At 62.0% G+C, this 25,793-nt stretch carries 23 protein-coding genes, 1 tRNA gene and 2 pseudogenes; 9 read left to right on the top strand and 17 right to left on the bottom strand.

Annotated elements, in window-relative coordinates; translation table 11 throughout:
• Positions 1 to 12: 12 nt before the first annotated feature.
• The 7 genes from LGH83_RS00390 to LGH83_RS00360 all read right to left on the bottom strand — a co-directional run bounded on the left by LGH83_RS00390 (position 13) and on the right by LGH83_RS00360 (position 9,438).
• On the bottom strand, positions 13 to 891 hold the full coding sequence (locus LGH83_RS00390) for a F0F1 ATP synthase subunit gamma (RefSeq protein ID WP_227400171.1): 879 nt from the start codon (positions 889 to 891) through the stop codon (positions 13 to 15).
• A gap of 51 nt (positions 892 to 942) precedes the next feature.
• Positions 943 to 2,472, bottom strand: a complete 1,530-nt coding sequence (gene atpA / locus LGH83_RS00385; protein WP_131194322.1) for a F0F1 ATP synthase subunit alpha — start codon at positions 2,470 to 2,472, stop codon at positions 943 to 945.
• A complete protein-coding gene (locus LGH83_RS00380) occupies positions 2,472 to 3,005 on the bottom strand; it encodes a F0F1 ATP synthase subunit delta (protein WP_264479115.1) in 534 nt (177 codons plus the stop codon). The genes atpA and LGH83_RS00380 overlap by 1 nt, the downstream gene beginning before the upstream one ends.
• A gap of 398 nt (positions 3,006 to 3,403) precedes the next feature.
• Positions 3,404 to 4,705 (bottom strand): GNAT family N-acetyltransferase, encoded by a 1,302-nt coding sequence (locus tag LGH83_RS00375; protein ID WP_227401944.1) that lies wholly within the window; start codon positions 4,703 to 4,705, stop codon positions 3,404 to 3,406.
• 115 nt (positions 4,706 to 4,820) lie between these two features.
• Positions 4,821 to 6,626 (bottom strand): long-chain-acyl-CoA synthetase, encoded by a 1,806-nt coding sequence (locus LGH83_RS00370; protein WP_227400170.1) that lies wholly within the window; start codon positions 6,624 to 6,626, stop codon positions 4,821 to 4,823.
• A gap of 54 nt (positions 6,627 to 6,680) precedes the next feature.
• The gene (locus LGH83_RS00365) at positions 6,681 to 7,865 is read right to left on the bottom strand and encodes a CobW family GTP-binding protein (RefSeq protein WP_227400169.1); all 1,185 of its coding nucleotides are present in this window, start codon (positions 7,863 to 7,865) and stop codon (positions 6,681 to 6,683) included.
• Positions 7,866 to 7,905: 40 nt separating this feature from the next.
• Positions 7,906 to 9,438, bottom strand: a complete 1,533-nt coding sequence (locus LGH83_RS00360; protein ID WP_227400168.1) for a serine hydrolase — start codon at positions 9,436 to 9,438, stop codon at positions 7,906 to 7,908.
• Between the two features lie 344 nt (positions 9,439 to 9,782).
• Between LGH83_RS00360 and LGH83_RS00355 the strand changes: the two genes are divergently transcribed.
• Genes LGH83_RS00355 through LGH83_RS00340 form a run of 4 tightly spaced genes read left to right on the top strand, consistent with a single transcriptional unit; the run spans position 9,783 to position 12,204 of the window.
• Positions 9,783 to 10,553: a ComF family protein gene (locus tag LGH83_RS00355; RefSeq protein ID WP_227401943.1), complete on the top strand. Its 771-nt coding sequence runs from the start codon at positions 9,783 to 9,785 to the stop codon at positions 10,551 to 10,553.
• A gap of 26 nt (positions 10,554 to 10,579) precedes the next feature.
• Positions 10,580 to 10,843, top strand: coding sequence for a glutaredoxin 3 (gene grxC, locus LGH83_RS00350; RefSeq protein ID WP_227400167.1), 264 nt, complete (start codon positions 10,580 to 10,582; stop codon positions 10,841 to 10,843).
• A complete protein-coding gene (locus tag LGH83_RS00345; RefSeq protein ID WP_227400166.1) occupies positions 10,840 to 11,316 on the top strand; it encodes a DUF1178 family protein in 477 nt (158 codons plus the stop codon). The genes grxC and LGH83_RS00345 overlap by 4 nt, the downstream gene beginning before the upstream one ends.
• A 57-nt stretch (positions 11,317 to 11,373) precedes the next feature.
• Entirely contained in the window at positions 11,374 to 12,204 is an 831-nt protein-coding gene (locus tag LGH83_RS00340; RefSeq protein ID WP_227400165.1) for an aldo/keto reductase, read from the top strand.
• A gap of 12 nt (positions 12,205 to 12,216) precedes the next feature.
• Here the strand turns inward: LGH83_RS00340 and LGH83_RS00335 are convergent, their stop codons facing one another.
• Positions 12,217 to 12,867, bottom strand: coding sequence for a class I SAM-dependent methyltransferase (locus tag LGH83_RS00335; RefSeq protein ID WP_227400164.1), 651 nt, complete (start codon positions 12,865 to 12,867; stop codon positions 12,217 to 12,219).
• 325 nt (positions 12,868 to 13,192) lie between these two features.
• On the opposite strand from LGH83_RS00335, the gene LGH83_RS00330 reads away from it, so the two are divergent.
• Both LGH83_RS00330 and mepA read left to right on the top strand, forming a co-directional pair.
• Complete coding sequence (locus LGH83_RS00330) at positions 13,193 to 13,696, top strand: RNA pyrophosphohydrolase (RefSeq protein WP_131119711.1); 504 nt, start codon at positions 13,193 to 13,195, stop codon at positions 13,694 to 13,696.
• Positions 13,697 to 13,785: 89 nt separating this feature from the next.
• Positions 13,786 to 14,736, top strand: coding sequence for a penicillin-insensitive murein endopeptidase (mepA, locus tag LGH83_RS00325; protein WP_227400163.1), 951 nt, complete (start codon positions 13,786 to 13,788; stop codon positions 14,734 to 14,736).
• A 13-nt stretch (positions 14,737 to 14,749) separates the two neighbouring features.
• Here the strand turns inward: mepA and LGH83_RS00320 are convergent, their stop codons facing one another.
• Entirely contained in the window at positions 14,750 to 15,247 is a 498-nt protein-coding gene (locus tag LGH83_RS00320; protein WP_227400162.1) for a TIGR00645 family protein, read from the bottom strand.
• An 89-nt stretch (positions 15,248 to 15,336) separates the two neighbouring features.
• Positions 15,337 to 16,002, bottom strand: a complete 666-nt coding sequence (gene msrA, locus LGH83_RS00315; protein ID WP_227400161.1) for a peptide-methionine (S)-S-oxide reductase MsrA — start codon at positions 16,000 to 16,002, stop codon at positions 15,337 to 15,339.
• A 209-nt stretch (positions 16,003 to 16,211) separates the two neighbouring features.
• Between msrA and LGH83_RS00310 the strand changes: the two genes are divergently transcribed.
• Positions 16,212 to 16,301, top strand: a tRNA-Ser gene (locus tag LGH83_RS00310).
• Between the two features lie 139 nt (positions 16,302 to 16,440).
• Here LGH83_RS00310 and LGH83_RS00305 read toward each other — a convergent pair.
• The 3 genes and pseudogenes from LGH83_RS00305 to LGH83_RS00295 form a co-directional block, all read right to left on the bottom strand.
• Positions 16,441 to 16,634 (bottom strand): annotated as a pseudogene (locus tag LGH83_RS00305) (IS3 family transposase); the annotation flags it as partial.
• A 105-nt stretch (positions 16,635 to 16,739) separates the two neighbouring features.
• A complete protein-coding gene (locus LGH83_RS00300) occupies positions 16,740 to 18,737 on the bottom strand; it encodes a catalase (protein WP_413771078.1) in 1,998 nt (665 codons plus the stop codon).
• 383 nt (positions 18,738 to 19,120) lie between these two features.
• Positions 19,121 to 20,299 carry a zinc-dependent alcohol dehydrogenase gene (locus LGH83_RS00295; protein ID WP_227400159.1) on the bottom strand — a complete coding sequence of 393 codons (1,179 nt, stop codon included), beginning with the start codon at positions 20,297 to 20,299 and terminating at the stop codon, positions 19,121 to 19,123.
• A gap of 303 nt (positions 20,300 to 20,602) precedes the next feature.
• Between LGH83_RS00295 and LGH83_RS00290 the strand changes: the two genes are divergently transcribed.
• Complete coding sequence (locus tag LGH83_RS00290) at positions 20,603 to 21,100, top strand: DUF4142 domain-containing protein (RefSeq protein WP_227400158.1); 498 nt, start codon at positions 20,603 to 20,605, stop codon at positions 21,098 to 21,100.
• Positions 21,101 to 21,427: 327 nt separating this feature from the next.
• Here LGH83_RS00290 and LGH83_RS20060 read toward each other — a convergent pair whose 3' ends face one another.
• The 4 genes and pseudogenes from LGH83_RS20060 to LGH83_RS00275 all read right to left on the bottom strand — a co-directional run bounded on the left by LGH83_RS20060 (position 21,428) and on the right by LGH83_RS00275 (position 24,375).
• Positions 21,428 to 21,646, bottom strand: coding sequence for a GCG_CRPN prefix-to-repeats domain-containing protein (locus tag LGH83_RS20060; RefSeq protein ID WP_413771077.1), 219 nt, complete (start codon positions 21,644 to 21,646; stop codon positions 21,428 to 21,430).
• A 319-nt stretch (positions 21,647 to 21,965) separates the two neighbouring features.
• On the bottom strand, positions 21,966 to 22,253 hold the full coding sequence (locus LGH83_RS00285) for a hypothetical protein (protein WP_227400157.1): 288 nt from the start codon (positions 22,251 to 22,253) through the stop codon (positions 21,966 to 21,968).
• A gap of 19 nt (positions 22,254 to 22,272) precedes the next feature.
• Positions 22,273 to 23,214, bottom strand: a pseudogene (locus LGH83_RS00280) (IS630 family transposase).
• Positions 23,215 to 23,562: 348 nt separating this feature from the next.
• Positions 23,563 to 24,375 (bottom strand): alpha/beta fold hydrolase, encoded by an 813-nt coding sequence (locus LGH83_RS00275; RefSeq protein ID WP_227400156.1) that lies wholly within the window; start codon positions 24,373 to 24,375, stop codon positions 23,563 to 23,565.
• 149 nt (positions 24,376 to 24,524) lie between these two features.
• Here LGH83_RS00275 and LGH83_RS00270 point away from each other — a divergent pair, with 149 nt between their 5' ends.
• Positions 24,525 to 25,451 carry a LysR family transcriptional regulator gene (locus tag LGH83_RS00270; RefSeq protein ID WP_227400155.1) on the top strand — a complete coding sequence of 309 codons (927 nt, stop codon included), beginning with the start codon at positions 24,525 to 24,527 and terminating at the stop codon, positions 25,449 to 25,451.
• The last annotated feature ends 342 nt before the right edge of the window (positions 25,452 to 25,793 follow it).

The raw sequence follows: 25,793 nt of genomic DNA, 5'->3' as shown, positions 1-25,793 counted from the left end.
TCACCCCTGGTTTCAGAGCGCCTCGGCGCCCGAAATAATCTCGATCAATTCCTTGGTGATCATCGCCTGGCGCGACCTGTTGTAGGTCTGCGTCTGGCGTTTGATCATATCGCCCGCATTGCGGGTCGCATTGTCCATGGCGCTCATCCGCGCACCCTGCTCGGACGCGGCATTTTCAAGCAGCGCCCGGAAGATCTGCACCGCGATGTTGCGCGGCAGAAGCGCGTCAAGAATGTCATTTTCGTCCGGCTCGTATTCGTAGGCGGCCGCAAGCGGCGTCTGATCCGAACCCGCCGGGATTTCCGCCGGAATCAGCCGCAGTGCCGTCGGGATCTGGCTGATGACCGACTTGAACCGCGAGAAGAACAGCGTGCAAACGTCGAAGTCGCCTGCCTCGAACATCCCGATCACCTTACGGGCGATCGGATCGGCATTGACGAAGGCAAGCCGCTTCACCTCGCGCAGATCGATGACCTCGAGGATCTGCTGCTCGAATTGGCGGCGGAGTTGATCGAACCCCTTCTTGCCAACGCAGATCATCTTCACGGTCTTGCCTTCGGCCATGAGCCGATTGGCATGCTCGCGCGCCAGACGAACGATCGACGAGTTGAAGGCGCCGCAGAGACCTCGTTCGGCGGTGCAGACGAGAAGCAGATGCGTCTGGTCGCGGCCGTTCCCGGCCAACAATGCCGGCGCTTGCGTGCCCTGCCCGATTCCACTCGCCAGATTGGCGAGCACACGCTCCATCCGCTCGGCATAGGGACGAGCCGCCTCGGCCGCCATCTGGGCGCGGCGCAACTTCGCTGCCGCCACCATCTGCATGGCCTTGGTGATCTTCTGGGTCGATTTGACCGACGAAATCCGGTTTCGAAGGTCTTTCAAGGACGGCATAGGTCAAACCTGACTTGGAGCTTGTGCGGACCCTAACGGAGCGACGTCGCCTCAGGCAAACGCTTTGGTATAGGCCTCGACGGTGCTCTTCAACTGACCGGCCGACGCATCAGACAGGTCTTTCGAGGTGCGAATGGCATCGAGGAGATCGGTATGCTTGGTGCGAAGCAAGGCCAAAAGGCCGTCCTCGAAGGCCCGAACCCGGTTGACCGGCATCGTGTCGAGGTAGCCGTTCACGCCTGCATAAATCACGCAGACCTGCTCTTCCATCTTCAGCGGTGCGAATTGCGGCTGCTTCAGCAACTCCGTCAGGCGTGAACCACGGTTGAGGAGGCGCTGCGTCGTCGCATCGAGATCGGATCCGAACTGCGCGAAGGCTGCCATCTCGCGATATTGCGCGAGCTCGCCCTTGATGCGGCCGGCCACCTTCTTCATCGCCTTGGTCTGCGCCGAAGAGCCGACACGCGACACCGACAAACCGACGTTCACCGCAGGGCGAATGCCCTGGTAGAAGAGATCGGTTTCGAGGAAGATCTGCCCGTCGGTGATCGAGATCACGTTGGTCGGAATATAGGCCGACACGTCGTTGGCCTGGGTCTCGATGATGGGCAGCGCCGTCAGCGAGCCGCTTCCGTTCGCCTCGTTCAACTTCGCGGCACGCTCGAGCAAGCGGGAGTGGAGATAGAAGACGTCGCCCGGGTAGGCTTCGCGGCCTGGCGGACGGCGCAGCAGCAGCGACATTTGACGATAGGCGACAGCCTGCTTCGACAAGTCATCATAGACGATCAAGGCGTGCATGCCGTTGTCGCGGAAATATTCGCCCATGGCGCAACCGGCGAAAGGCGCCAGGAACTGCATCGGGGCCGGATCCGACGCGGTCGCGGCCACCACGATGGAATATTCCATCGCGCCATATTCTTCGAGAATCTTGACGAACTGCGCCACGGTGGAGCGCTTCTGACCGATCGCCACATAGACGCAATAGAGCTTTTGGCTCTCGTCGCCGGTCTGGTTGACGGCCTTCTGGTTCAGAATGGCATCGAGCGCGATCGCGGTCTTGCCGGTCTGACGGTCACCAATGATCAGTTCGCGCTGCCCACGACCGACCGGGATGAGCGCGTCGACCGCCTTCAGGCCCGTCGACATCGGCTCGCTCACCGACTTGCGCGGAATGATGCCGGGCGCTTTGACGTCGACGCGAGCGCGGCGATCCGAATGGATCGGGCCCTTCCCGTCGATCGGATTGCCGAGCGCATCGACCACGCGGCCAAGCAAGCCTTTACCGACCGGCACGTCCACGATGGATCCCGTGCGCTTGACGGTCTGACCTTCCTTGATCTCGCGATCGCTACCAAAGATCACGATACCGACGTTGTCGGTCTCGAGGTTCAGCGCCATGCCGCGCACGCCGCTCTCGAACTCGACCATCTCACCGGCCTGGACGTTGTCCAAGCCATAGACGCGCGCGATGCCGTCGCCGACGGACAGAACTTGGCCGACTTCCGTGACTTCGGCTTCGTTGCCGAAATTCTGGATTTCCTTCCTCAGGATGTCGGAAATTTCAGCGGCGCGGATATCCATCAGCCGACCTCTTTCATGCGGGTGCGTAAGGTGTTGAGTTTTGTCTTGAGCGAACCGTCGACCATGCGGCTCCCGAGGCGGACGATCAAGCCGCCCAGAATTTCGGGATCGACGTCGACGTCGAGCGCAACGGTCTGCCCGCCGGTAACATCGTGCAGGGCGGCCTTCAAGTCGGCGAGGTGCTGGTCGGACAACGGTTCCGCGACAGTGATCTGCGCGCGGGTCACGTTTTTCTCGGCGTCGACCAGCTTGTTATAGTCGGCGATCATCCCGCGAACGGCGAAGAGCCGACGCTTGGACGCCACCAGCTTCAAAAAATTGGCCGCAAGGCCGTTGATGCCGACGTGGGACAGAATCTCGCGCAGAGCGCGGGTCTGTTCATCGGCGGAAAAGACAGGGCTGCGGACCAGCAATTGAAGGTCTGCGCTCTCGTCGATCAGCGTCCCGAACGTGTTGAGGTCGCCGGCGACCTGATCGATCGCATTGCTGTCTTTCGCAAGATCGAACAGCGCGAGGGCATAACGGCCGGCCATTCCGGAAACAATCGTCTCGACAGCGGCCAAGTCGGTCTCTCTCTCGATGAATACGAGCACATCAGCAAAGACGGACGGAGGAGTTTTGTGCCTCTTCCCCGCTTCGATCAGCGCAACAAATCGCGGCTTATGCCGATGTTTCGAGCACATCAGCGGCCGCGTGGGCAGGGGTCACCTAACATAGGGATTTTGGGCGTGCAAGCGACGAGGCACAGCTTTCTCGGCCCGTTCACAGGGAGAGCGGGATCGCGAAGATGACGGTGCGCATGACGTCGGAGCCTTGGCCGGGCATGCGTTTGCGGCGTGTCGAATGATCCGAGTTTGAGGCAGTTCGATGGCATCACGCGATCGGGCACGCGTGCCACGTAGGATCAGCGACCGCTGGCGCTTTTCAGAGGTCAAACAGCGCGATACCAACCCTCAAGAGCCCTGCGAGACTGGGCAACGCGGCTGCGGAGCGCGATGGCAACCGACTTTGCCGAAGCCCGAAGGCGGCGCAGGGCGAGGAGACGGCGGGCGGTCGCATCGAAAGCCGCATCCGTTACCCCCGGCGCTCGCACAAAAACGTCGGCCACCAGCATGCGCGAGGTCCATAGGTGATCGATCATCGGATGATCCGGAACAGCGCAGGAATCAGTCAAGACACAAGCGGGATCGGACAGTTGCACATCGGTCAGGAGGGCCGCGAACTGCACGCCCGGGGAGTGCTCCCCCCGGCGCTCGTCATACGCTGTCTTCCAGAAATAGGCTCTGTCCCCGCTCGATAGAACGATGCCCATTGCAACCGGCCTGCCATCCACGTCGAGGCTGTGGATCCGACATTTTCCTTGCTGCGCGAGGAGCCGTGTCATGGTCCGTGTAAACGTCGTCAAAGCCGGATTGAGCAAGAGCGCCGTCCCACTGCGCCCTTTCCAGCCGCGCGCCTCGAGATCGAGAAATTGCTCCGTCATGGCCCGGACGTCGTCCGGTCTTTCGGCGCTTCGAAACGAGACGTCGCCAGCCTCGGCGAGGCGGCGCCGCTGGCGCCGCAACTCCTTGGCGCGTTTTGGCGCCAAAGGGGCCGCACCCTGCCCGGCGTCGAAAGCCTGCCGCAGGACTGCCCGCTTGCGCGTCTCGAGCCGCTTGACGGTGTAGCGGTCGAGAAGGCGCCCTAATGCACCATCGTGGGCGATCGCGTGAAGCAGCAGCCCGGCCGACCCAGGCCTTTGGAGCGCGACCCACCTCAGCATCGCGTCGAGGGCCGACCCGGCGTGATCGCGATCCAACACAGGCGCGGCCGTTGTCGATTGCGGATGTGTCCAGGCGCTCATGCCGGCCGAACCAGGCCCAAGGCGCATCGGCCGGATCATGCAGAGACCGACGAGTGAGGCCAGGTCGCCCTGATCGGCGAGAGCCCGCCAGACAAGCAGAAACGACGGACGCGCGGGAGCGCCGAGATGCCGCGCCGCGGTCAACGCGAAAGCGGGTTCAAGGAACACATCGGGTTCGAGCGCGCGAGCCACCAGCGCGGTCCATGCAGCGCTGTGGGCCGTGACGCCGGCGAGATTGCAGACCTCGACCCGGTAGCGGCTGGGCCGGTCGCCGCTGGCCACCCGATGGGTCGCAACCGCTCTCACGGCGCCGCCCATAAAAGCGGCGGATCGCGGTTGTGCCATGCGGCTCAGAGGCTGCAGCCAAAACGGAAGAGCCGGCGTCGGCATCACGTCAAAATCCCGCGCATTGTCTCATTCGGCGCAGAACTGCATCATCCTGGCACACCCACCGGCGATTCCAGAGCGGGTAGGCCGTTGGGTTCACGCGCCGTGCCAATGGCGACTAGAGGCGCATCGTGCCCGCACTGATGCGCCCGGCCTGCTCGATATCCAGCGGCTGAAAGCTTTTGCTGTCAGGTTCGAGATAGTAGAGCGGGTCGCCGACCACGCACGGGTCGAACCCCTCACGGACGAGATCGATCTTGCGCTGCTTGAACGTGCCGGTGACATCGAGGTGGTCGGCGAAGCGGAGAAACACGGGGGTCGCGTAATCGGGCAGTCGTTGTTTCAGATGCGCCTGGAAGGCGGCAAAATCGAAGGACGCCGAAGGGTCGACGACGAGCGACGCCATGCCGGCGCGCCCATCGCGACCCGGCACCTTGACGCCGTAAACGCTGACATCCTTGACCGATGGAAAGACCGCGATCGCTTCCATCACCTCGGATGTCGCGACATTCTCACCCTTCCAACGGAAGGTGTCGCCGATCCGATCGACGAAATAGAAATAGCCCTGGTTGTCCTTCCGCATGAGATCGCCGGTGCGAAACCAGACGTCCCCCTTGCGGAACACGTCGCGCAGAATCTTGGCGTCGCTGGCGGACTGGTCGGAATAGCCCTCGAACCGATTGCCCGGCTTGGCGGGATCGTCGAGGATTTCGCCGATCAACTCTCCCGGCATGCCATTCGGCGTTTCTCGGCACAGCCCGTCAGGCCCACGCACCACCTGCTCGGTTGCAATGTCGAAATCGACGATCCGGATCGGGAAACGCGACGCGATCCAACGCGGAACGCGCCCGACCGCCTCCGGTTTGGAGTCGAGATTGAACATCGAGCAATTGCCCTCGGTCGCGGCGTAAAATTCGATGATCTGCTTGAGACCGAAACGGTCCCGGAATGGTCGCCAGACGTCCGGACGCAGGCCATTGCCGACGCACAGCCTCACGCGATGGGTGCGATCGACCGGGCTCGGCGGCGTGTCGAGAATGTAACGGCAGAGTTCGCCGATATAGACGAACATCGTGCATTCGTGCCGCACGATATCCGGCCAGAATTCCCGCGCCGAGAACCGGTCCCGGATCACGCAGGTGCCGCCAGACATCAGGGCGATGCCGGGCGCGATCACGCCTCCATTGGTGTGATACATCGGCAAGCTGTCGTAGATGCGATCGCTGGCGGTTGCATTCGTCACCGCTGCGAAGCCGTGCATGATGAGCTGCACGCGGTAGTGATTGATGTTTGCGGCCTTCGGCATGCCGGTCGTGCCCGACGTATAGACGAAGATGCAACGGTCGTTGATGGTCAGCGGCACACGTTCGGCCTGCGACAGGTTGTGGCTGGCGTAAGAGTCGAGCAGGTGATCGATGCGCGGATGAGCCGTGGGTGAGGCGCCATGCACCAGCACGGCCGGCGGGTCGACGAGGCCTGGTGCCGCGCTCTCGTAGCGCTCCAGAAGCGGCGCCGCGACGATGATGGCTTTGGCGCCGACGATGCGGATCGAATGCGCCAGCGAGGCCCCGGTGAGGCTCGTGTTGATCAGCGCCGTCACGCCGCCGACTTTGGCGATGCCGATCCAGATGGCCAGATATTCGGGTCGATTCGGCATCAGAAGCGCGACGACGTCGCCTTTACGGATCCCGTGATGGAGGGCCCATCGGGCATAGAGATTGGCGCGCGCGTTCAGGCCTACATAGGTCAGGCTCTCCGTATCGTCCGTCAGGGCAAGACGATCGCCAAACCTCACCGCAAGCTCTTCGATCAGGTCTCCGAGCGTATGGGTCTTGTTCCGGGCGACCGGCATGGTCCGGCGGAGCGTGCGAACGAGCCCTCGCAGGAACGTCAGTTCACTTCCGATCCGCTCGAAAACACCCAAGCCCCGCCTCCCCTCGCTGCGCGTTGATGCGCCGACCTTGCACCGGATCCGGGGCTAGAACAAACCCCGGCCACCCGAACCCATCGCAATCGACAGGGCAGCCGCATCAGGCCGGTCGATCCCCGGCCCGGCGAAGAAGGCTTGCCAGAGACGCTCGACCGCGGCGCGATCGAGATCCTGGCCGATGACGACGAGCCGCGTCCGATGATCCTCATCCGGCCACGCGGCGAGCCGGCGCGGCGGATGAAACATATGCTGAACACCCTGGATCAAAAGCGGGCGGGTCGGGTCATCGGCGACGGCCGCGAGCCCCTTCACCCGCAACAGGGATGGGCCGTAAGTCGAGCGGAGCAGATCCACGAACATGTCGAAAGGCGCCGGCAGCAACGGCGCTTCCGCCGTCAAGCAGAAGGACGCGATGTGATCGTCGTGGCGGGAATGATCATGGCCGGTGTGATCGTGATCAGCATGGTCGTTATCAGCATGGTCGTGGCCGTGATGACCATGGTCATGCTCCGGCATATCGGTCTCGGACCCCAGCACGGCAGCGTTCCGGAACAAGCTGGCGGACAGCAATGCCGCAACCGTCGCCTCGCCGGCGGCAGCATCAAGCTGCGTCGCCAACGGATTGAGGGCGACCAAGCGTCGTCGCAGGGACGCAAGACCAGCCGCATCCCCGCTGCAGAGATCGGTCTTGGTCAAGACGAGGCAATCCGCGATGGCGGCCTGTTTGACCGCTTCGACATGTGCGTCGAGGGTCGCGGCTCCGTGCACCGCATCGACCAACGTGATCACGCCGTCGATGCGGTAGCGCAGCATCAGATAGGGGTGCATCACGATCGCGTTGAGCACGGGCGCAGGCTCGGCCAGTCCCGTGGTTTCGATCACGACGCGGTCGAAGGTCGGCATGCGATCGTTATCGCGACGGCGAAGCAGATCTTCGAGCGTGGCGATCATATCGCCCCGGGCCGTGCAGCAGACGCATCCGGACGACAAGGTCAGCAAACCGCCTTCAAATCGCTCGACGAGGAGGTGATCGATCGGGATCTCACCAAATTCGTTGATGATCACGACAGCATTCGAAAGCTCCGGCGATTGAACGAGCCGGTTGAGCAAGGTGGTTTTGCCAGCGCCGAGAAACCCGGTCAGCACGGTGATCGGGAGAGGCTCCGGTGGGCCGCGGCGCGAGGGGCGCACGGCGCTTGGAGCGACCGACGTCGCGGCGGCCTCGGAACTCATGCGGCTCATCCTTGTTGCCGGGCGCGACGAAGCAAATCGATCAGTGTTTCGCGGCCGTCTTCTTCTTGGCGGTCTCATGCGCTTGCTTCGCGGCTGGCTTCGTCGCTTTGACCGCCTTTACGGGCTTGGCCGGTTTTGGCGTGAACACGGCGGTTTTCCGCGTCGCCTCGCCCTTATGTTTCGGGCGCTCCGGCGGCATGGTTTCGGTGGCGCTCGCGTTGGCGACAGCCTGCGCTTTCGGCTTGGCCTCCTCGGTCGCGAATTTGGTCTTTCGCGCGCGACGTCCGCCGACCCGCAACCCAAGGCTCGGCGTCGCATGAACGAAGCGCTTGGCGGCCAGAGCGGCCGGCGCCAGCGGCGTCGCGCCCAAAAGCGCCATCGGAGCCGGCGCTGCGGCCTCGACCGCCCCTCCTGCGGTTCCGGTCTGGCCAGAGACGGGGCTCGGCCCGGAAGATGTACCGACCGCATCGGTCGTGGCGGTCTTGACCGGCGCCGCCATTTCTCTCGCGCCACTGCCGACGGCCTGCGCGATGCGGCCCGTCCAGCCCGCGACCGGTCCGATGGTGACGCGGACAGGCTCGAAGGCGACACGGGTCGGCGAGAGATGCGAGCCCACACCCTGGTCGGGCGCTGCACCCGGGGTCGGCACGAGATCCTCGCCCTCCGCTTCCGCGATGGCGGCGCGACGGCCGCGGCCGCACATCGTGTCCCGCATATTCGGGGGCGTGTTGGCACTACTGCTCGGCAGGCTGTCGAGCGTGCCGTAATTGGCTTGAGCGCCGGCGAAGAAGCGATCGAACAGCGCCGCCACCTTCTCGTTGCGTGTGCCGTTGGACGGCGCTCCCATGACGACCGTGATCAGATGTCGGCCATTTCGGTCGGCGCTCGCCACGATGTTGTAGCCCGCCGCGCAGGTGTAGCCGGTCTTCATTCCGTCCACGCCGGGGTAGCGGCCCAGCAAGCCATTGTGATTGTTGATCAGTTGATTGCCGAAGGCGAGCACGCCGATGCTGAAGAGGCCCCGCTCCTCTGGAAAGTCGTGCAGCAACGCGCGGGCAATGATCGCCATGTCGCGCGCTGAGCTCATGTGGCGATCGTCGGGAAGCCCGTTCGGGTTGACGAAATGCGACTCATGAAGTCCCAGCCGCGCACCATAGACGTTCATGTCGTCCGCAAAGGCTTCCACCGACCCCGAGACACCTTCGGCGATTGTCACCGCGACATCGTTGGGTGATTTGACCATCAACATCTTGAGTGCGTTATCGAGCGTCACCAGCGTGCCGGGCCGGAACCCCATCTTCGAGGGCGGCATGACGGCGGCGCGGGCCGACACCATCAAGGGTGTATCCAGCGTAATCCGCCCTTCCCGCACGGCGCTGAGCGCGACATAGACGGTCATCAACTTGGTGAGGGATGCAGGGTACCAAGGCGCCGTCGCGGCATCTTGGTAGAGAACCTGACCCGAATCGACATCAACCACTAAGCTCGGCGCAGATGCAGAGGCCACGAGGGTCGACACCACCAGACAATATGCAGCGATCGCCGTCGGCCAGAGCTTGCGAAAAGACGCCATGCGCAACCGTATCCCTGTTGATATCCGCTGACCGACTTCACGACGATACAGAGCCACCGTCGGGCTTTCGAGACCGACCTCCGCCCGCATAACCTGATTCGGAACGGCGATTTGATGGCAGATCCGTTATTTCGTATCTCGTCGTCCGCGTCTATTCCACCATATCGAGCCGGGCAGTACACTGGATGATGCCTGCAAGCCAGCCTGCACGCGATTCTTTGCCGAACGGGCTCCCCCCCGATCGCGTCGATTCGCGCTGGACCGACGACGAGATCGATGCGTCCCGGCTCGCCGATGCGCCGCAAAAGCTGGTGTCAGACCCTGGTGGTTCGCGTTGGTCTGAGCTGTTCGAGAACGGACGCGATCGTGCTGGTCGGGCCCTCGAGGGTCTGCGCCGAACCGCCCTTGATCTCGTCTATCCGCCACATTGTATCGCCTGCGGCAGCGCAACCGAAGCCTCGAACGGTCTCTGCGGGCGTTGCTGGCGACAGATCAGCTTCATCGAGCGCCCCTTCTGCGAGCGTCTTGGTACGCCGTTCCATCAAGATTTTGGCCGCGGCCTGCAATCGCCCGAAGCCATTGCGCATCCACCGGTGTTCCGCCGCGCCCGCGCTGTCGCCTTGTTCGACAATGGGACAGCGCGGCAGCTCGTGCATCGGTTGAAATATGGAGATCGGCTCGAGGTCGCCCGATTGATGGGTCGCTGGATCGCCCGTGCCGCGACCGAGTTGCTGGAGGATGCGCCCGTGATCGTGCCGATGCCGCTGCATCGCCGGCGATTGTGGACCCGCCAGTTCAACCAGGCGGCCTTACTGGGCGACGAGATGGCGCGCGTGACGGGCCTGAGCTGCGACCCATTCCTCCTCGATCGCGTGAAGGCCACGGCGTCCCAAGTTCGCATGTCGCGCCGGCAGCGTGCTCTGAACGTCCAGGGCGCCTTCAAGGTACCGCCGAGCGCGGATCTGGCCGGGCGGTGCGTTTTGCTGGTGGACGACGTGTTGACCACGGGCGCGACCGCAAATGCGGCCGCTCGGGCGCTGCTGCGCGGCGGCGCCAAGGCCGTCGACCTCGCGGTTTTCGCGCGGGTTGCGGGCACGGGCGAGATCGCCATATAGAAGTTAGTCTTTATGAGTGTTTCTCGATGTCGCCAGTCACCATTTATACGACGCGGTTCTGCCCTTACTGCGTGTCGGCCAAAGAGCTTCTCCGCAAAAAGAACGTCACCTTTTCGGAGATCGACGTCACCGGTAACCCAACAGCCCGCAAGGCGATGAGCGATGCCGCCGGTGGTCGCACCACCGTGCCGCAGATCTTCATTGCTGAACGCCACGTTGGCGGCTGCGACGACCTTTATGATCTCGACCATGCCGGGCAGCTCGATCCGCTGCTCCTGCAGGCTTCATGATCAAATATACGCTGACGTGCACCAAGGGTCATGCCTTCGAGAGTTGGTTCAGGGACAGCCTCGGCTACGATGATCTCGCGGAATCGGGGCAGCTGACGTGTCCTATCTGTGGCTCGGCCGAGGTGAGGAAAGCCGTGATGGCGCCGTCCGTGGTCCGTGGTCGCCGCGCGCGGAGCGAGCAGCAGGCGCAAGCGGGTGCTGCCGAGCCGCAAGGCGTCGTGCAACATCCGATTGCTCTCCTTGACGAGCGCGAACGCAAAATGCGCGAGATGATGCGGGACCTGCATCGCAAGATCACGGAAAACGCCGATGACGTCGGCCGGAATTTCCCCGCCGAAGCGCGTCGCATGCATGAGGGCGAGACACCGGTGCGGTCGATTTACGGCGAGGCAACGGGCGACGAAGTTCGCTCGCTGCTCGATGACGGGGTGCCGCTCTTGCCCATGCCGGTGCTGCCCGACGATCATCATTGACGCGTCTATCTCGCGGCCGACGTCCGCGACCGAAGCGGTGGTGACGGGAGTTCATCGATGAAAACAATTGCGTTTCGGGCGGGTGCGACGGTTCCGGCGCTTGGCCAGGGCACCTGGAAGGTGGGCGATCGACGCGCCGCCCGCGATGCGGAGATCGCGACCCTCCGGCGCGGTCTGTCGCTCGGGTTGACGGTCATCGACACGGCCGAGATGTACGGCGTTGGCGCGTCGGAAGAGCTGGTCGGCACCGTCATCCAAGACTGCCGCGATGACGTCTTTCTGGTCAGCAAGGTCTATCCGCACAATGCCGGACGGCGCGCCATGGCGACGTCCTGTGAGGCCAGTCTCAAGCGCCTTGGAACCGATCGACTCGATCTTTACCTGCTGCATTGGCGCGGGGGTGTTCCGCTCGCCGAAACCGTTGACGGCTTCGAGCGGCTCGCTGCGGCCGGCAAGATCGGACAATGGGGCGTCAGCAATTTCGATGTCGACGACATGATCGACCTGTTCGCGGCTGGCGGCACGGCCTGCGCCGCCAATCAGGTGCTCTACAACGTGACGCGGCGCGGGCCGGAACACACGCTTATCCCATGGCTGGACGAACGCCAGATCCCCGTCATGGCCTATAGCCCCGTCGAACAAGGCCGATTGCCGAGTTCCGGCGCCTTGAAACGAATTGCCGACCGACATGACGCATCCGTCATGCAGGTCGCTCTGGCGTTTGCGATGCGGCTCGACAATGTGATGGCGATCCCGAAAGCCTCGACGGTCGCGCATGTCGAGGACAATCGTGGTGCGATGGACTTTGTCCTCAACAGCGATGACCTGGCCGAGATCGATGCCGCTTTTCCGCCGCCCCGCCGCAAGACGCCGCTCGACATGCTCTAAGGGGTTGTCGCGTCAGACGCGAAGATCCGCCTGCGACACGTTGAAGATCGAGGCACCGGTGTAGCCGTGCCAGTGATGCTCCGGAATATTGGCCTCGATCAGAGCCGCTTCCCCGAACCGGGCCGGCAAGTCGTAACGATCAGCGATCGTGAAGATCATCCCGATGGTCTGCTGCAGGAAATCCACCCCGAAGCGACGAACGTGGATCATATCGCCGAACTTGGCCTGCTTGTCGGCGATGGTGCCGTTCATCAACTCGTCCGTAAACGATCCCGGAAGGATCGGCATGCTGAACATCATCCTGCCGCCCGGCTTGAGCGCTTTTGCGAGCCGGATCAGCACGGCCGAATAATTGCACTCGATATGTTCGAGCACGTGATTGTGGACGATGAGATCATGCGTGCCAGGCGACAGCGCGAACACGTCGCGGCAGAGATCGAAGGGTTCGACGCCGAGACCCGGATAGCGCGACGGGTCGATGTCGACGGCCCGATAGCTTGCGCCACCGATCGTTTGCAACAGGGCGGACAAGCCACGCTCGGGGGCAAAATGCAGGATGTTGGATCCGGTCGCGGGGGCGAACTCCGCGATGTGCAAGGCCGCGACGCGCGTCCGTTCCAGTGAGCCGCATTGCACGCAGCGGACCTTGGGTCGCTTGGGCATGTCCGTGAAGGCCGTGCCTCCGCAAATGTTGCATCGCATTCTGGCCCGGCACCCCGATCACGCGCGAGCCTCCCGAGGTCCGCAACCGCCTCCGATGTCTCACGAGTGCGGATGCGAGACAAGCCGTCGCGCCGTCCTCTTATCGGTGCGGGCTTTACGATTTAGCTTGGGAGTTCGCACAAAAGCGTTGAAACTAAGGTCGAGAATGTGGGCGACCCAAGGGTTCGGTCGACCCAACATTGATATGGAAGCGGTTCCATCGGCCAGACGATCCGCCGCGAGGCTGTCCGATGTTGACCCGCTCTAGAAACCGGGGTTGCGAGTCATGCAGTTCGTCTATCGCCCCTGCGTGGGCATCGCTTTATTCAATCGTCAGGGGCTTGTCTTCATCGGCCGCCGCCGGAACAAGCGCACCATGGACAATGTGGCGCCAGGCTACGAATGGCAAATGCCACAGGGCGGCGTCGACATGGGTGAGCAACCCCATGCGGCCGCTATTCGCGAGTTGAAGGAAGAGACGAACGTATCGAGCGCGTCCCTGCTCGGAGAGGCGCCGCGGTGGCTCAGCTATGACCTGCCGACCGATATTTCGCGCAAGGTCATGAAGGGTCGTTTCAAGGGCCAGACGCAAAAATGGTTTGCGTTCCGGTTCGAGGGCGATGACAGCGAAATCAATATCGATCATCCCGAGGGCGGTCATAAGCCGGAATTCGACGCTTGGCGGTGGGAAAGCCTCGAGCGATTGCCCGACCTGATCATTCCGTTCAAACGCGAGGTCTATGTCGCGGTCGTGGACGAGTTCAAGCGATTTGCCGCCGTGAACGTCTGAGAGCCGCCCGATCTCGCCCAAACCGTTGTCACGGGTCACGGCCCATCAATATCCTCTCGCTACGATCGCGAGATGGCATGGGAGGCGATATGACAAAGCACAGAGCCAGGCTCCGAACGAAGCCGTTCCTGACGCTGGCCGGCGCCCTTCTGCTGCTCGCCGGGGCGCCGACGGCGCGGGCTCAAGATCGCGGTACGCTGGACCCAAAACCGCTGCCGCCGCTTACCAATCCGAATGACCCCCATGTTCCGGCCAAGCAGATCTTTGGCCGGGTCACCACGCCTGCCGATCTGCAGGCGCGATCGATCGGCTTCTATGCTCATGGCTGTCTTGCCGGGGCCGAGGCGTTGCCGATCAATGGATCGGCTTGGCAAGTCATGCGGCTATCTCGCAACCGCAATTGGGGCAACCCGGCGCTGATCGCCTTTCTCGAACGCTTCGCCAAATCTGTGCCCTCGATCAATGGCTGGCCGGGTCTCCTGGTCGGCGACGTCTCGCAGCCACGCGGCGGCCCGATGCTCACGGGCCATGCCTCGCATCAGGTCGGGCTCGACGCGGACATCTGGCTCAGCCCCATGCCGAGCCGGACGCTGTCACGCGAAGAGCGCGAGATGATGTCGGCCACCAATGTGGTGCGACCGGACGGGCTCGCCGTTGATCCCGCCAAATGGACGCCGCAGCATCTCGCGCTGATCGAGGCGGCAGCCGAACAGCCCGAGGTCGAGCGGATTTTCGTCAACCCGGCGATCAAGAAAGCCATTTGCGAGCAGGCGACCGGCGACCGTAGCTGGTTGACGAAGGTGCGCCCGATGTATGGGCACAATTACCATTTCCATGTGCGGATCAAATGCCCGGCGGGCAACAGCAGTTGCCAGTCCCAGGATCCGGTTCCGCCTGGTGAGGACTGCGACGCGTCTCTCGCCCGTTGGTTCACGCCCGCGATCCTGCATCCTCGGCTGAACCCCAACGCCAAGCCAAACCCGGGCCTCACGATGGCGCAGCTACCCGCCGCATGCAGGCAGGTGCTGGTCGCTCAATGAAGCTTAGGTCGGCTTAGGCGTGGTCGCCGGCAAGCCGATCGGTCCAGGCCAAAAGAAGGCTGGAGATCACGAAGGTCAGGTGGATCACGACGCCCCAGGTCATTTCACGATCGCTGACCGCGCTCATGTTCATGAAGTAGCGCAGCAGTTGGATGCCCGAGATCGCGACGATCGAGGACATCAGCTTCAGCTTCAAGCCGCTGAAGTCGATGGTCGACATCCAGTCCGGCCAGTCCTTATGGTCGGTCGCGTCGATCTTGGAGACGAAATTTTCGTAGCCCGAGAAGATCACGAGAACCAACAGCGATCCCGTCAGCGTCAGGTCGACGATCGACAGCGTATTGAGGATGACGTCGGCCTCGGTCGCGGTCTTGAAATGGCTCCCATATTCAAAGAGCAGTTCGATCGTCTTCAGGAGCAACCCGAACAACGCAACCACGAGCGTGATGAAAAATGGCGCGAGTATCCAGCGGCTCGCGAAAATGAACCGCTCCATCAACCGCTCGATCATGACTACCCCTCGTTTCGCTCCCCGGTCTTGAACATGATTCGGGGCCGCAACGCCAACCGTTGCGACCCCGACAAAAGACGTCTTTCAGATTAGGCGGCCGCGACCCCAACCCCGATCGGGCAACTCACGCCGGTTCCGGCCAAGCCACAATAGCCGTTCGGGTTCTTGGCCAGATATTGCTGATGATAGGTTTCGGCATAATAGAAAGCCGGAGCCTCGCGAATATCCGTCGTGATCGGGCCGAAGTGGTCGCTCCGCGCCGACAGTGCTTCCCCGTAAGCGCGGGCAGAGGCTTGCGCCTCCTGCAATTGGCCCGCCGTCGTGGTGTAGATGGCGGATCGATATTGGGTGCCGACATCATTGCCCTGCCGCATACCTTGCGTCGGATCGTGATTCTCCCAGAAAATCTTAAGGAGCTCGCCGAACGACACCTTGGCTGGATCGAACACGACCTTCACGATTTCGGTATGCCCGGTCATGCCGGAGCACACTTCCTCGTAGGTCGGGTTCGGGGTCGTACCGCCCTGATAGCCCACCGCCGTGACCTCGACGCCCGGGCCGGCCTCCCAAAACAAGCGCTCGGCACCCCAGAAACACCCGAGGCCGAAATAGACCGTTTCGGCCGAGGCGCCGAAAGGCCCCTTGAGCGGCTTGCGATTGACATGATGAACGTCCGCTGTCGGGACCGCGGTGGCGCGGCCTGGCAACGCTTCGTCAGCGGTCGGGAGCGATGGACGCTTGCGGAATGAAAACATCGATAGGCCTCCTCAAAGAGACAAAATGGCTCTGAGCTTCATGTAAGGCGCGCGAGCCTCGCCGTTAAGGCCGACCCGATCACCAGATATCGCACCATCGTTCGAAATCTTCCCGCAATTTTGTCAAAGGTGCGGTTGCGCCCCGCGCGTTCCTGACTATAGTCCGGCGCTCTGCGAGGCGCCGTCCGAGGATCGTGTATCGCTGGTTTGGAGGGGTGGCCGAGCGGTTGAAGGCGCACGCCTGGAAAGTGTGTATGCGGGAAACCGTATCGCGGGTTCGAATCCCGCTCCCTCCGCCAGAGACGATTGCTGAGTGCTCACTCTTTGGAGCGCAGCACCGTATCATCCACCAAAGACCTCATCAGTGAATACTCCGTCCGACTTTCCCGAACGCTCGAGAGGACGGTTTTACGTCCGGAGCAAACAACTCGATGCAGCCGATTCGCACGCGCTTCCAGGCGCAATGGAGCCTTTTTTTGCTCCCGTGGCACTGATCCAGTCTTGCACAGGCTGCGCAATGAACGCGAGGCCCTTGTCCGAACGAATGTGACCGGGACGCCGCGTAGTATGAAGAGGTCGGATAGCCCGTCGACGACAACGATCGACTTGAGCGGCCACGAGACCTGGATGGCCCGTCAGGCACGCGTGAAATGATCGACGACGTAAAGTGCCGATCGATGTTGAAGAGCGCCGACCCGTCTCCCGGCCGGCGCTCCCTTCCTCAGTGTATAGGCAGGTCAGAAAACCGAGCGGACGGTCGGCTCGCGCGCCCAGACACGTCCCTTTTCGGCCTCATGCAGAAAGGCGGTTCCGCTGTGAGCGTCGAGTGCAACGACCCCCGAATCCGGTTTGACGCCTGCCTTGTCCATCAACGTTTTAGCCCCGACCGAGTGGCCGATGACCTTGAGGTGCGCGAAGGCGTCGTGCACGAAGGCCACAGCGGCAGACTCTTCGGCGAGCATCGCCGCACCCTCTGCCGACAAGGCGAGGACAACGGTGTCGAACAGGACCGACGGGCCGCCCGCGAGCTGGAAATCAGCGTGGATCAGCCCACCGTCACTGCCCTTGGCCCCTCCAACTTTCGGGGCTATGACCTTCAATTCCGCTCCAATCTTCGTCGCGGCCTTTTCGATCGCGACCACCACCTTCGGATCCGTTCCGTCGGCCACGAGACAACCGATCAGACGTCCCTTGAGAGTCGGCTTGGCCTTGGCAAGGATGCTGAGCATCGGCGAGGGCTTCAGGTCCGTGCGGACCGGGACCTGCGTCGGCGCCTTTTCGATCGGGCCTTCGTAGCCAAGTCCATTGGCGACTCGCTTGGCGATCGCTTCGTCGACATTCGCCAGCCTTCCCAAAAGCCGCAAGCGAACAGCCTCTGTCTGCACCTTGCTCAGCTCGAAGATGAAGGCGGAAATGATGTGGTTCTGCTCAGTCTCGGTCTGGCTGAAGAAGAACAGACGAGCCTGGCTGAAGTGGTCGGCGAAGGTGGATGAGCGTGTCCGCAGCTTGTCACCCGCTTCTTTGGCCGGAAAGCTCTTGAACCCAAGCATTGGATCCTGCCGCTCGGTCGTGGTGTCGAGTGAACTCGGCGAGTATGACACACGGCCTTTCGGCGCTGCCATCTGCATATGACCGTCTCGCTGAAAGTTGCGGACAGGGCAGCGCGGTGCGTTGATCGGCAGCTGTGCGAAATTCGGGCCGCCCAATCGCTTGATCTGCGTGTCGAGGTAGGATTGGTTCCGCCCCTGCAGAAGCGGGTCGTTGGTGAAGTCGATGCCGGGAACCACATGCGTCGTACAGAAAGCGACTTGCTCGGTTTCGGCAAAGTAGTTGTCCGGATTTCGGTCGAGGACCATACGCCCGATGACGCGCAGCGGGATGACCTCCTCCGGGATAAGCTTGGTCGCATCCAGGACGTCGAAGTCAAAGCTCGTCGCGAAATCCTCGTCGAACAACTGCACGGCCAATTCCCATTCCGGGAAGCTGCCAGTGTCGATGGCATTCCAAAGGTCGCGGCGATGGAAGTCGGGATCCCCGCCACTGATCTTGAGGGCCTCGTCCCAGACAACCGACTGCATGCCGAGCTTCGGCCGCCAGTGGAACTTGACGTAAGTTGAATTGCCCGCATCGTTGACGAGCCGGAAGCTGTGGACGCCGAAGCCTTCCATCATGCGAAATGAGCGGGGGATCGCTCGATCGGACATGATCCACATGAGCATGTGCGTGCTCTCCGGTGAGAGCGAAGCCCAATCCCAGAATGTGTCGTGGGCGGTCTGTGCTTGCGGGAAGCCGCGATCCGGCTCCTGCTTGGCAGCGTGGATCAGATCGGGGAATTTGATCGCGTCGTGGATGAAGAACACCGGTATGTTATTACCGACGAGATCCCAGTTGCCCTCTTGCGTGTAGAACTTAACCGCGAAGCCACGCACGTCGCGCGCGGTGTCGGCCGAGCCCATATTCCCCCCAACTGTCGAGAAGCGGGTGAAGAGGGGCGTCTTGACGCCAACTTCGCCGAGGATCTTGGCCTTGCTGAATCCCGCCAGCGAGTCCGTCGACTCGAAGAAGCCGTGCGCCGCGGCTCCCCGGGCGTGGACGACGCGCTCCGGGATCCGTTCATGATTAAAGTGGTTCAGCTTTTCGATCAGGGCAAAGTCTTCGAGCAGGACCGGACCACGCTCCCCGATCTTCAACGAGTTCTCATCATCGGCGATGACGCCACCTTGGTTTGTGGTCATAGGGGGATGCGTGCCGTGCGCCGTTTGATGCAGCTCGCCACCGCTGCCGACAAGTTCCGAGATCGCTGTGGCAGGTGCATGCGGTGTCTTGTGTTTTGTCATAGGAAAGCCTCGTGTAAATATCTGGTCTTTGCCAACTGAGCGCCGCGCGGTAAGCCTCGGGATGCAACCGGTCGTAAAGTGCGCATGCATCAAGCACACGGCGGTTCGTAGGTTGCTTCAAATTTGCTCTGGCGCTGCGCACAATGGGCGATTAGCACTGCCATCAAGGCGTTTTCTTCAACGCGCTGCTGGCACCACTCCATTCTCAACTCTACCTGATTAAATTCGCCGCCTCTGCGGGACACGGCGACCAGTGCAATCGCCGAATGGTGTGTTACCATTCATCCGTGCGGCTTGAAAATAACCTTCGTACAATTGTCCTTCTTGTCCCTGAACTTCTCGTAGAGGGCGGGGCCGTCTTCCAGGTTCGTGGAGCGATGGCTGATGATGAACGACGGATCGATCTCCCCCTTTTGGATCCGCTCCATGAGGGGCTGCAAGTAACGGATCATATGAGTCTGGCCCGTCTTGAGCGTCAGCCCCTTATTCATCAAGAGGCCCAGCATCACGGGGCCAGCGGGGCCAGCAAAGACACCCGGCATGGAGACGATCCCGCCCGGCCGGCAGGCCAATAGCGCCTGATTGAGAGCGAAGGCCCGCTCCATGCTTGTGGTCGCAGCCATGATAGCCGAGCTCACCTTCTGTGCCATCGTGTCGGCGCCATGAGACTCCATTCCAACAGCTTCGATGACGGAGTCGGGACCCAGCCCATGGGTCATCTCCATGAGTGTTTCCTGGACGTTCTCCGTATCAAAATTGATGGTCTCGGCTCCCGCCTCGCGGGCGAGGGCTAGCCGCTCCGGGACGGAGTCGATGGCGATGACTCTCTTTGCGCCCAGAAGGAAACAAGACTTTACGGCCAGGACACCCACGGGGCCGCAGCCCCATATCGCGACGGTGTCCTCGGGGCCGATATCGCAATGCTCGGCGGCCTGATAGGCCGTTGGGAAAATGTCACTGAGAAACAGAACCTGCTCATCGGTGAGACCGTCCGGGACCTTGATGGGCCCCACATCGGCATAGGGAACGCGAAGATATTCGGCTTGTCCTCCGGGAATACCCCCGGTGATATGCGAAAACCCGAAAAGGCCGGCCAAAGGATATCCGAACGTCTCTGCCTGCAACTTGCCATTCGGGTTGGTGCGTTCGCAGCAACTCCAATTGCCCCACTTGCACTGGCGGCATTCGCCGCAGCAGATCGTGAACGGGACCACGATTCGATCCCCAACTTTCAGGTTGCCGACGCTTTTGCCGACCTCGATGACTTCGCCCATCGTCTCATGGCCGAGCACGTCGCCATGTTCCATGGTGGGCATGAAGCCGCCCATCAGGTGGAGGTCGGAACCGCAAATCGCACAGGCCGTGACCTTGATGACGACGTCGCGATCATGCTCGATCTTGGGGTCGGGTACCGTCTCGCAGGTGATCTTTCCTGTTCCCTGCCATGTCAGCGCTTTCATTGACGATCCTTCTGAGGGGGTGAGTGCCCTCTATACGTGTCAGCGGCTTCATGGTTCCGCAGTGACTGACAAGCGTTGGTTTCCGACAAAAGCGCTTGACGCGAGGTCGACCCCACGATGGCGTCGTGGTCGCTTCTGCAAGGGCGTCCACTAAGATATTACCTGCGTCTTCAGACGCGCCAGGCACGATCCGACCCTGCTGAGAGCTGTGCGGTGAGGTCGCAGGTCGCCATCGGGACCTGAACCCAGGCGTCTTGAGTTCGGGCTTCGGCACCACTGCCAAATAAATCGAGGACCTCGATCATGAACGTTAAATTTGTATGTGGCGTGGCAGCATTGACTGCAGTTCTGGCCTCCCCCGCATTGGCGCAGGGCGCAACTCCGGCCCCGGACTTTGCAATGAAGGCGTCGGTTGGAAATACCTTCGAAGTAACCGAGTCAAAGCTTGCCCTCAAACAGGGCGCGAGCCCAAAGGTCAAAGCATTCGCCCGTAAGATGATAAAGGACCACGACATGGCGGAGAAGAAACTCCAGACCGCAGCCAAAGGGTCGGGCGCGACAGTCGCGATGTCGCTCGACGATCCGCACCAGGCTCTGGTGACGGCACTCCAAGCCAAGACCGGTGCGGATTTTGACAAGGCTTACGTGGCCGACCAGATCCAAGCGCATCAGGACACGGCTGCGCTCCTCGCGAGCTACAAGGATGCAGGGGACGACGCAAAGCTGAAGACCTGGGCCACCAAGACACTCCCGACTGTCAACATGCACCTGAAAATGGCGGAGGCCATGTCTAGCATGTGAGACTTGATGATCCGGAGTAGAACTTGGAAATGCTCCGGGTCTTCCGTGTGTGGTCTAAGTCGTTTGGCGCACTCGAGAGTGGCGCGGATCCGTCCAAAGCCATAAACGTGACCCGCTACAAGAAATTGGCGACGCTCAAGATTTACGATCGCCGGACCAGCCGGTTCAAGGACCACGCTGGCAATGGCTTCCTCTGCGCTTGGGCGAGAGCGCGGATAAAAGGCTCAGCCAGCAAAGAGCGCAGAGGACGTTGATCGAGATCTACGTTCAAGCTGGCTCGGCCCTCCGTGCGATCGCAGGACCGAACCATAGTCTCGCGGCTTGATCTTACCTGCACCACAGCGTGCCGTGAGGGCCCCGGGTGGCGACATGGCCCGTATGCCGTAAGCACCAGGCTTGGTTCTGACCACCAAATCGGCAATGGCCGAAGGGGCCGCGGTGACCGTTCGGACCACAAGCGCCAAGCGCTGAGGCCGGCACCGTTGCTGTCCAAAGGCCTGCAGAGAGGATCACTGCACCAAAAAGCACGACGGCAAGCTTTCTCATTTGCTGTTCCTAAAAAAGTATCGAGCGTTCAATGCGATTGTACTGGTCCACGTCTCTGGACGCAGCTTCATTGGACATCTATCCAATGGCTTATTATTGTTTGATCGCGATTAACCGCCAGTGAACGTCTACGCGCTCTATTGCACGTACCAAAAATCGTTCTCTATTTGCCCGAGGACATGATCCTCGTTGAAGGTCATGTCGAGAGTGTCCTCAGTCGGCTGAGACACGCTTTATTGCCCGCCTGCTCAGGGTTGAGGAAGTTCAGAAGGAGCCGAACTCCGTCCGCCGCCTGACCGTTCGTTCGACCGCACTGTTGTTATGACTCTGCGGCCACCATCGTCTCTACCACCTTGTCGGCGACGTGGTCGGCCGCCGGCGGCAGGCCCATGCTAGGCGCATGGCCGCGGAAGTTGCGGAACCACCAAGCCCAATCCTCCGGTACGAGCGAGAATTGCTCGCTATGGCCAAGTTCGCGCGCGGCCCAGAGCGGCCAAATTGGATTGGCCAGCGCGGGGCGGCCAAGAAACACCGGGTCGATGAGGCCGTCTCGGATCACTTTATCGGCGTTAGCCGTATTCAGTCTTGGCAGCGCGTCGAAACCCAAAGCCTAGAGCATTTTCCGATCAGTAGGCATCACAGCCGGCATACTTGAAGTCGTTGGCGCATTCGTCGGGTTTGAAGGCGTCGAGGCTGTTGCCGATGACGGTCCAGAGCTGCTCGACGGTTCGGCGGCTTTTCGGAGCAGCGCCTTGAGCGTTGCGAAGGCGTTTTCGATCGGATTGAAGTCGGGCGAGTATGGCGGGAGGACGAGCAGCGTCGCGCCGCCTGCCTCAATGGCTTCACGGACGGCGGCGCCTTTGTGGGCGGGCAGGTTGTCCATGATGACCACATCGCCGGGGCTGAGCGCGGCACGAGCACCTGCTCGACATAGGCGAGGAACCACTCGCCCGTCATGGGCCGTCGAGCACCATCGGCGCGGTCATGCCGGTGAGCCGCAGTGCGCGCCGGTGAATGTTGTCGTTTTCCAATGGCCATGCGGTACGCTCATCCGCAGCCGCTGCCCGCATGGTGCCCGCCCGTGAAGGCGCGCCATCTTGATGCTGGCCCCGGTCTCGTCGATGAACACGAGGCGATGCGGATCGAGGTCGAGCTGGCCTTCGAACCACGCCTCGCGGCGAGCTACGACGTTGGGACGATCCTGCTCCGCTGCATGCCCGAACTTTTTTGAGCGTGATCTTCCGGCGAGCGAAGAACCGCCACAGCGTCGCGATGCCGACGCTAACGCCGTGCCCGCTGAGCATCTCGCGTCGCTCGGCAAGCGTGATATCCGGCTGCCTGGCGACGGCACCAAGGATCACGTCGGCATGGGCCTCGATCCGTCCCGAGCGCCGGTCGCCGCCCTGCCGCTTCGGCGTGGCGGCACCCGTCCGTCGCGCCAGCGCATGCCACCGGATCGCGCTCGACACGCTGACCCCGAAACGCGCCGCCGCCTGGCGCCGCGACAGGCCACCATCGATCACCGTCACAACACGCTCACGAAGATCGATCGATAGCGCCTTGGTCATGCACGCTAGCCTCCTTCGCCAGCATGAATCCCCGACGAGTCTGTCAGCTCGAAAGATGCTCTAACGTCTGCTTTCCACGCTTGTCGCACGATGCCCTAACGCCTGAGAGCGGCTGACCTATCAATCGCCAAGCTGCCGCCCCAAACGGCCGATACTCGGTATAGGACGAGGGACTGGAAGTCGCTGCGCCAGGAACAAGCGCGTTGGCAGAGCCGTATCGAGGCTTACCGTGGTATTCTGCAACCGGCGTCGCGATCGACGAGGCTGATGGACTGCGGTCTCGCAGCTTTAAGGTAGCTAGATCACAAGGGCCGGACATCCGCAGCCCCATTGACCGCGTCGGCAGGTTCAACCGCGAAGGCCGTCGATGAAGGATAAGATGCGCGGCGCTACCTCGTCTGGTCGCTCTGCGTGGGGATATTGGCCCGCGCCCTCAATCATCAAGGCTTGCGCTCGTAGCGTCTCGGCAAGCCAATTGGCTTCTGCGCGCGGATCAGCGAAGTCCGGATCTTTGCTTCCCATCACGATGAGAGCTGGCACTTTGCTTTGCGGCAGCAGGGAGGCGGTGTCTACCTTGGACAGGCTCATCATCGTACGAAGCGCCTTCATGCGTCCCGCCTCCTTCAGGTTTTGCGCGATGGCTGCCTTGACTTGGTCGTGGTCGGTCGGCTTGCAGGAAGGGAACAAGCTGTTCCAGTAGGTGATCCAAAACCAGACGCGCCACGGCCCTGCGAAGCCGATCGCCAGGGCGAGCTTCACGACGGCGGAGGCCTTGGGGTCGCGGACGATGGGACCGAGGAGGACGACACCGCTTACCCGAGTCGGCGCGTCATGTGCCGCCCACAATGCGGCGCCGGCCGCAAAAGAGTTGCCGAGAACGACTGCAGAGGTAGCGTCGAGGTGTGTGAGGAGCGCCAACGCGTCGCGGCCGACCGCATGCGCCGAATAGTCTGTCCAGTGTGCCGACGTCTCGCCGAAGCCGCGCACGTCCATCGTCAGGACGCGGTAACCCGCGCGCTGCAGCACGGGCCGGAGCGCCCGGTACTCCGATCGCAAATCCCCCATGCCCGGAATCGCGAGGACGACCGAACCGTTACCGCCTGTATCGTCGTAGGCGACGCGGCCACCAGCGATTTCCAGGAATTTCGTGAGCCCTGCCATGCTGCCCTCCTTCAATGATTGCCCAGATCTAAAGGCGGCGGCGATCACGGGGAATTGGCGCTTTGCGGATGATGGGCATACAGATATGTATGGCTAAACAGCCAAACTAGGAAACAACGGTTGCTAAGGTCCGAGGTCATCAATGAAAAATGAATACCATTGACTGGTCTCTACTGCGGTCCTTCCTGGCGGTTGTCGAGACCGGGTCGCTCTCGGCCGCTGCGACGCACCTCTCCGCAACTCAGCCGACGCTCAGCAGACACATTCGCGAATTGGAGGCGACGGTGGGTGTCAGCCTCTTTACACGATCCGCGCGAGGCCTTGATCCGACCGAGGCAGCCTTAAGTCTCGTCGACGATGCTCGCGCCATGGGCGAGGCGGCCCAGACGTTGACTCTCAAGGCACAGGGCCGCTCGCAGCAGTTGACCGGAACGGTCCGCATCACGGCGTCGGTCGTCGTCGCCGGCCTCATCCTCCCCCCGATCCTTGCGGAGTTGCGCCGTGCCGAGCCGAACATTCAGATCGAAGTCGTCGCCTCCGATCTTGCTCAAAACCTTTTGAGGCAAGATGCTGACATCGCAATCCGCATGTTCAAGCCCACGCAAGGCGCTCTTATCGCTCGCAAGCTGGGCGAAGCGCCGATCGGGCTGTTCGGGCACCAAAGCTATTTCGCTCGACGCGGTCGAGTGGATGGGAGGGACGCTCTGCTGACGCACGATGTCATTGGGTTCGATCGCAGCGACGCCATCATCAAGGGCTATGCTGCTCTCGGACTGTCCGCGACACGCCAGAGCTTCCCAATTCGCTGTGACGACCATATGGTCTACTGGAATCTACTTTTAGCGGGAGCAGGTCTGGGCTTTGCGCAGGTTCCTTTGGCGAGCCGTTATCCCGAGCTCGAGCAGGTGCCGGTCGACATGAACGTGCCGCCATTGCCGGTGTGGCTTGTCTTGCATGAAGAAGTCCGCAGCAACGCTCGCGTTCGCCGAGTCGCCAATCACCTGTCGGCTACGCTCGGCGACTTCTTCCAAGACGCCAGAGCCGGGAACCCACCGGGCCGACAGAAAAGCCCGTGAGGCCGAACAGAACATAGTCCGAACGTGCTGACCTCTCTTGACGGCCGCACTGGGCACCTCTTGCCTTCGATGACGACCGATAAACTGTCCGTAAGGCTGATCGAATGGGAAGCCATAGCCTGCACGTTAGCGGCCTGAGCGACTCGCAATCATGGCATGAGCAAAATCACGGGACATCAGTTTGGGCTGACATGCCGAAATGCGACTCTCGATTGCATCAGCGCCACCGCATTCTCGCTGATATCGGCGAATTTCCGGCGTTGATGCGACAGACCCGACGGTCGTCGCCGTCGGGTCTGTCGAACGGCATGGAACGTGGCGCATCGTCGGGGAGCCGCACTT

The organism is Lichenihabitans sp. PAMC28606 (assembly GCF_020616535.1).
In the GTDB taxonomy this organism is placed as follows: Bacteria; Pseudomonadota; Alphaproteobacteria; order Rhizobiales; family Beijerinckiaceae; genus Lichenihabitans; species Lichenihabitans psoromatis.
This window is presented reverse-complemented; position numbering and strand designations above follow the sequence as displayed.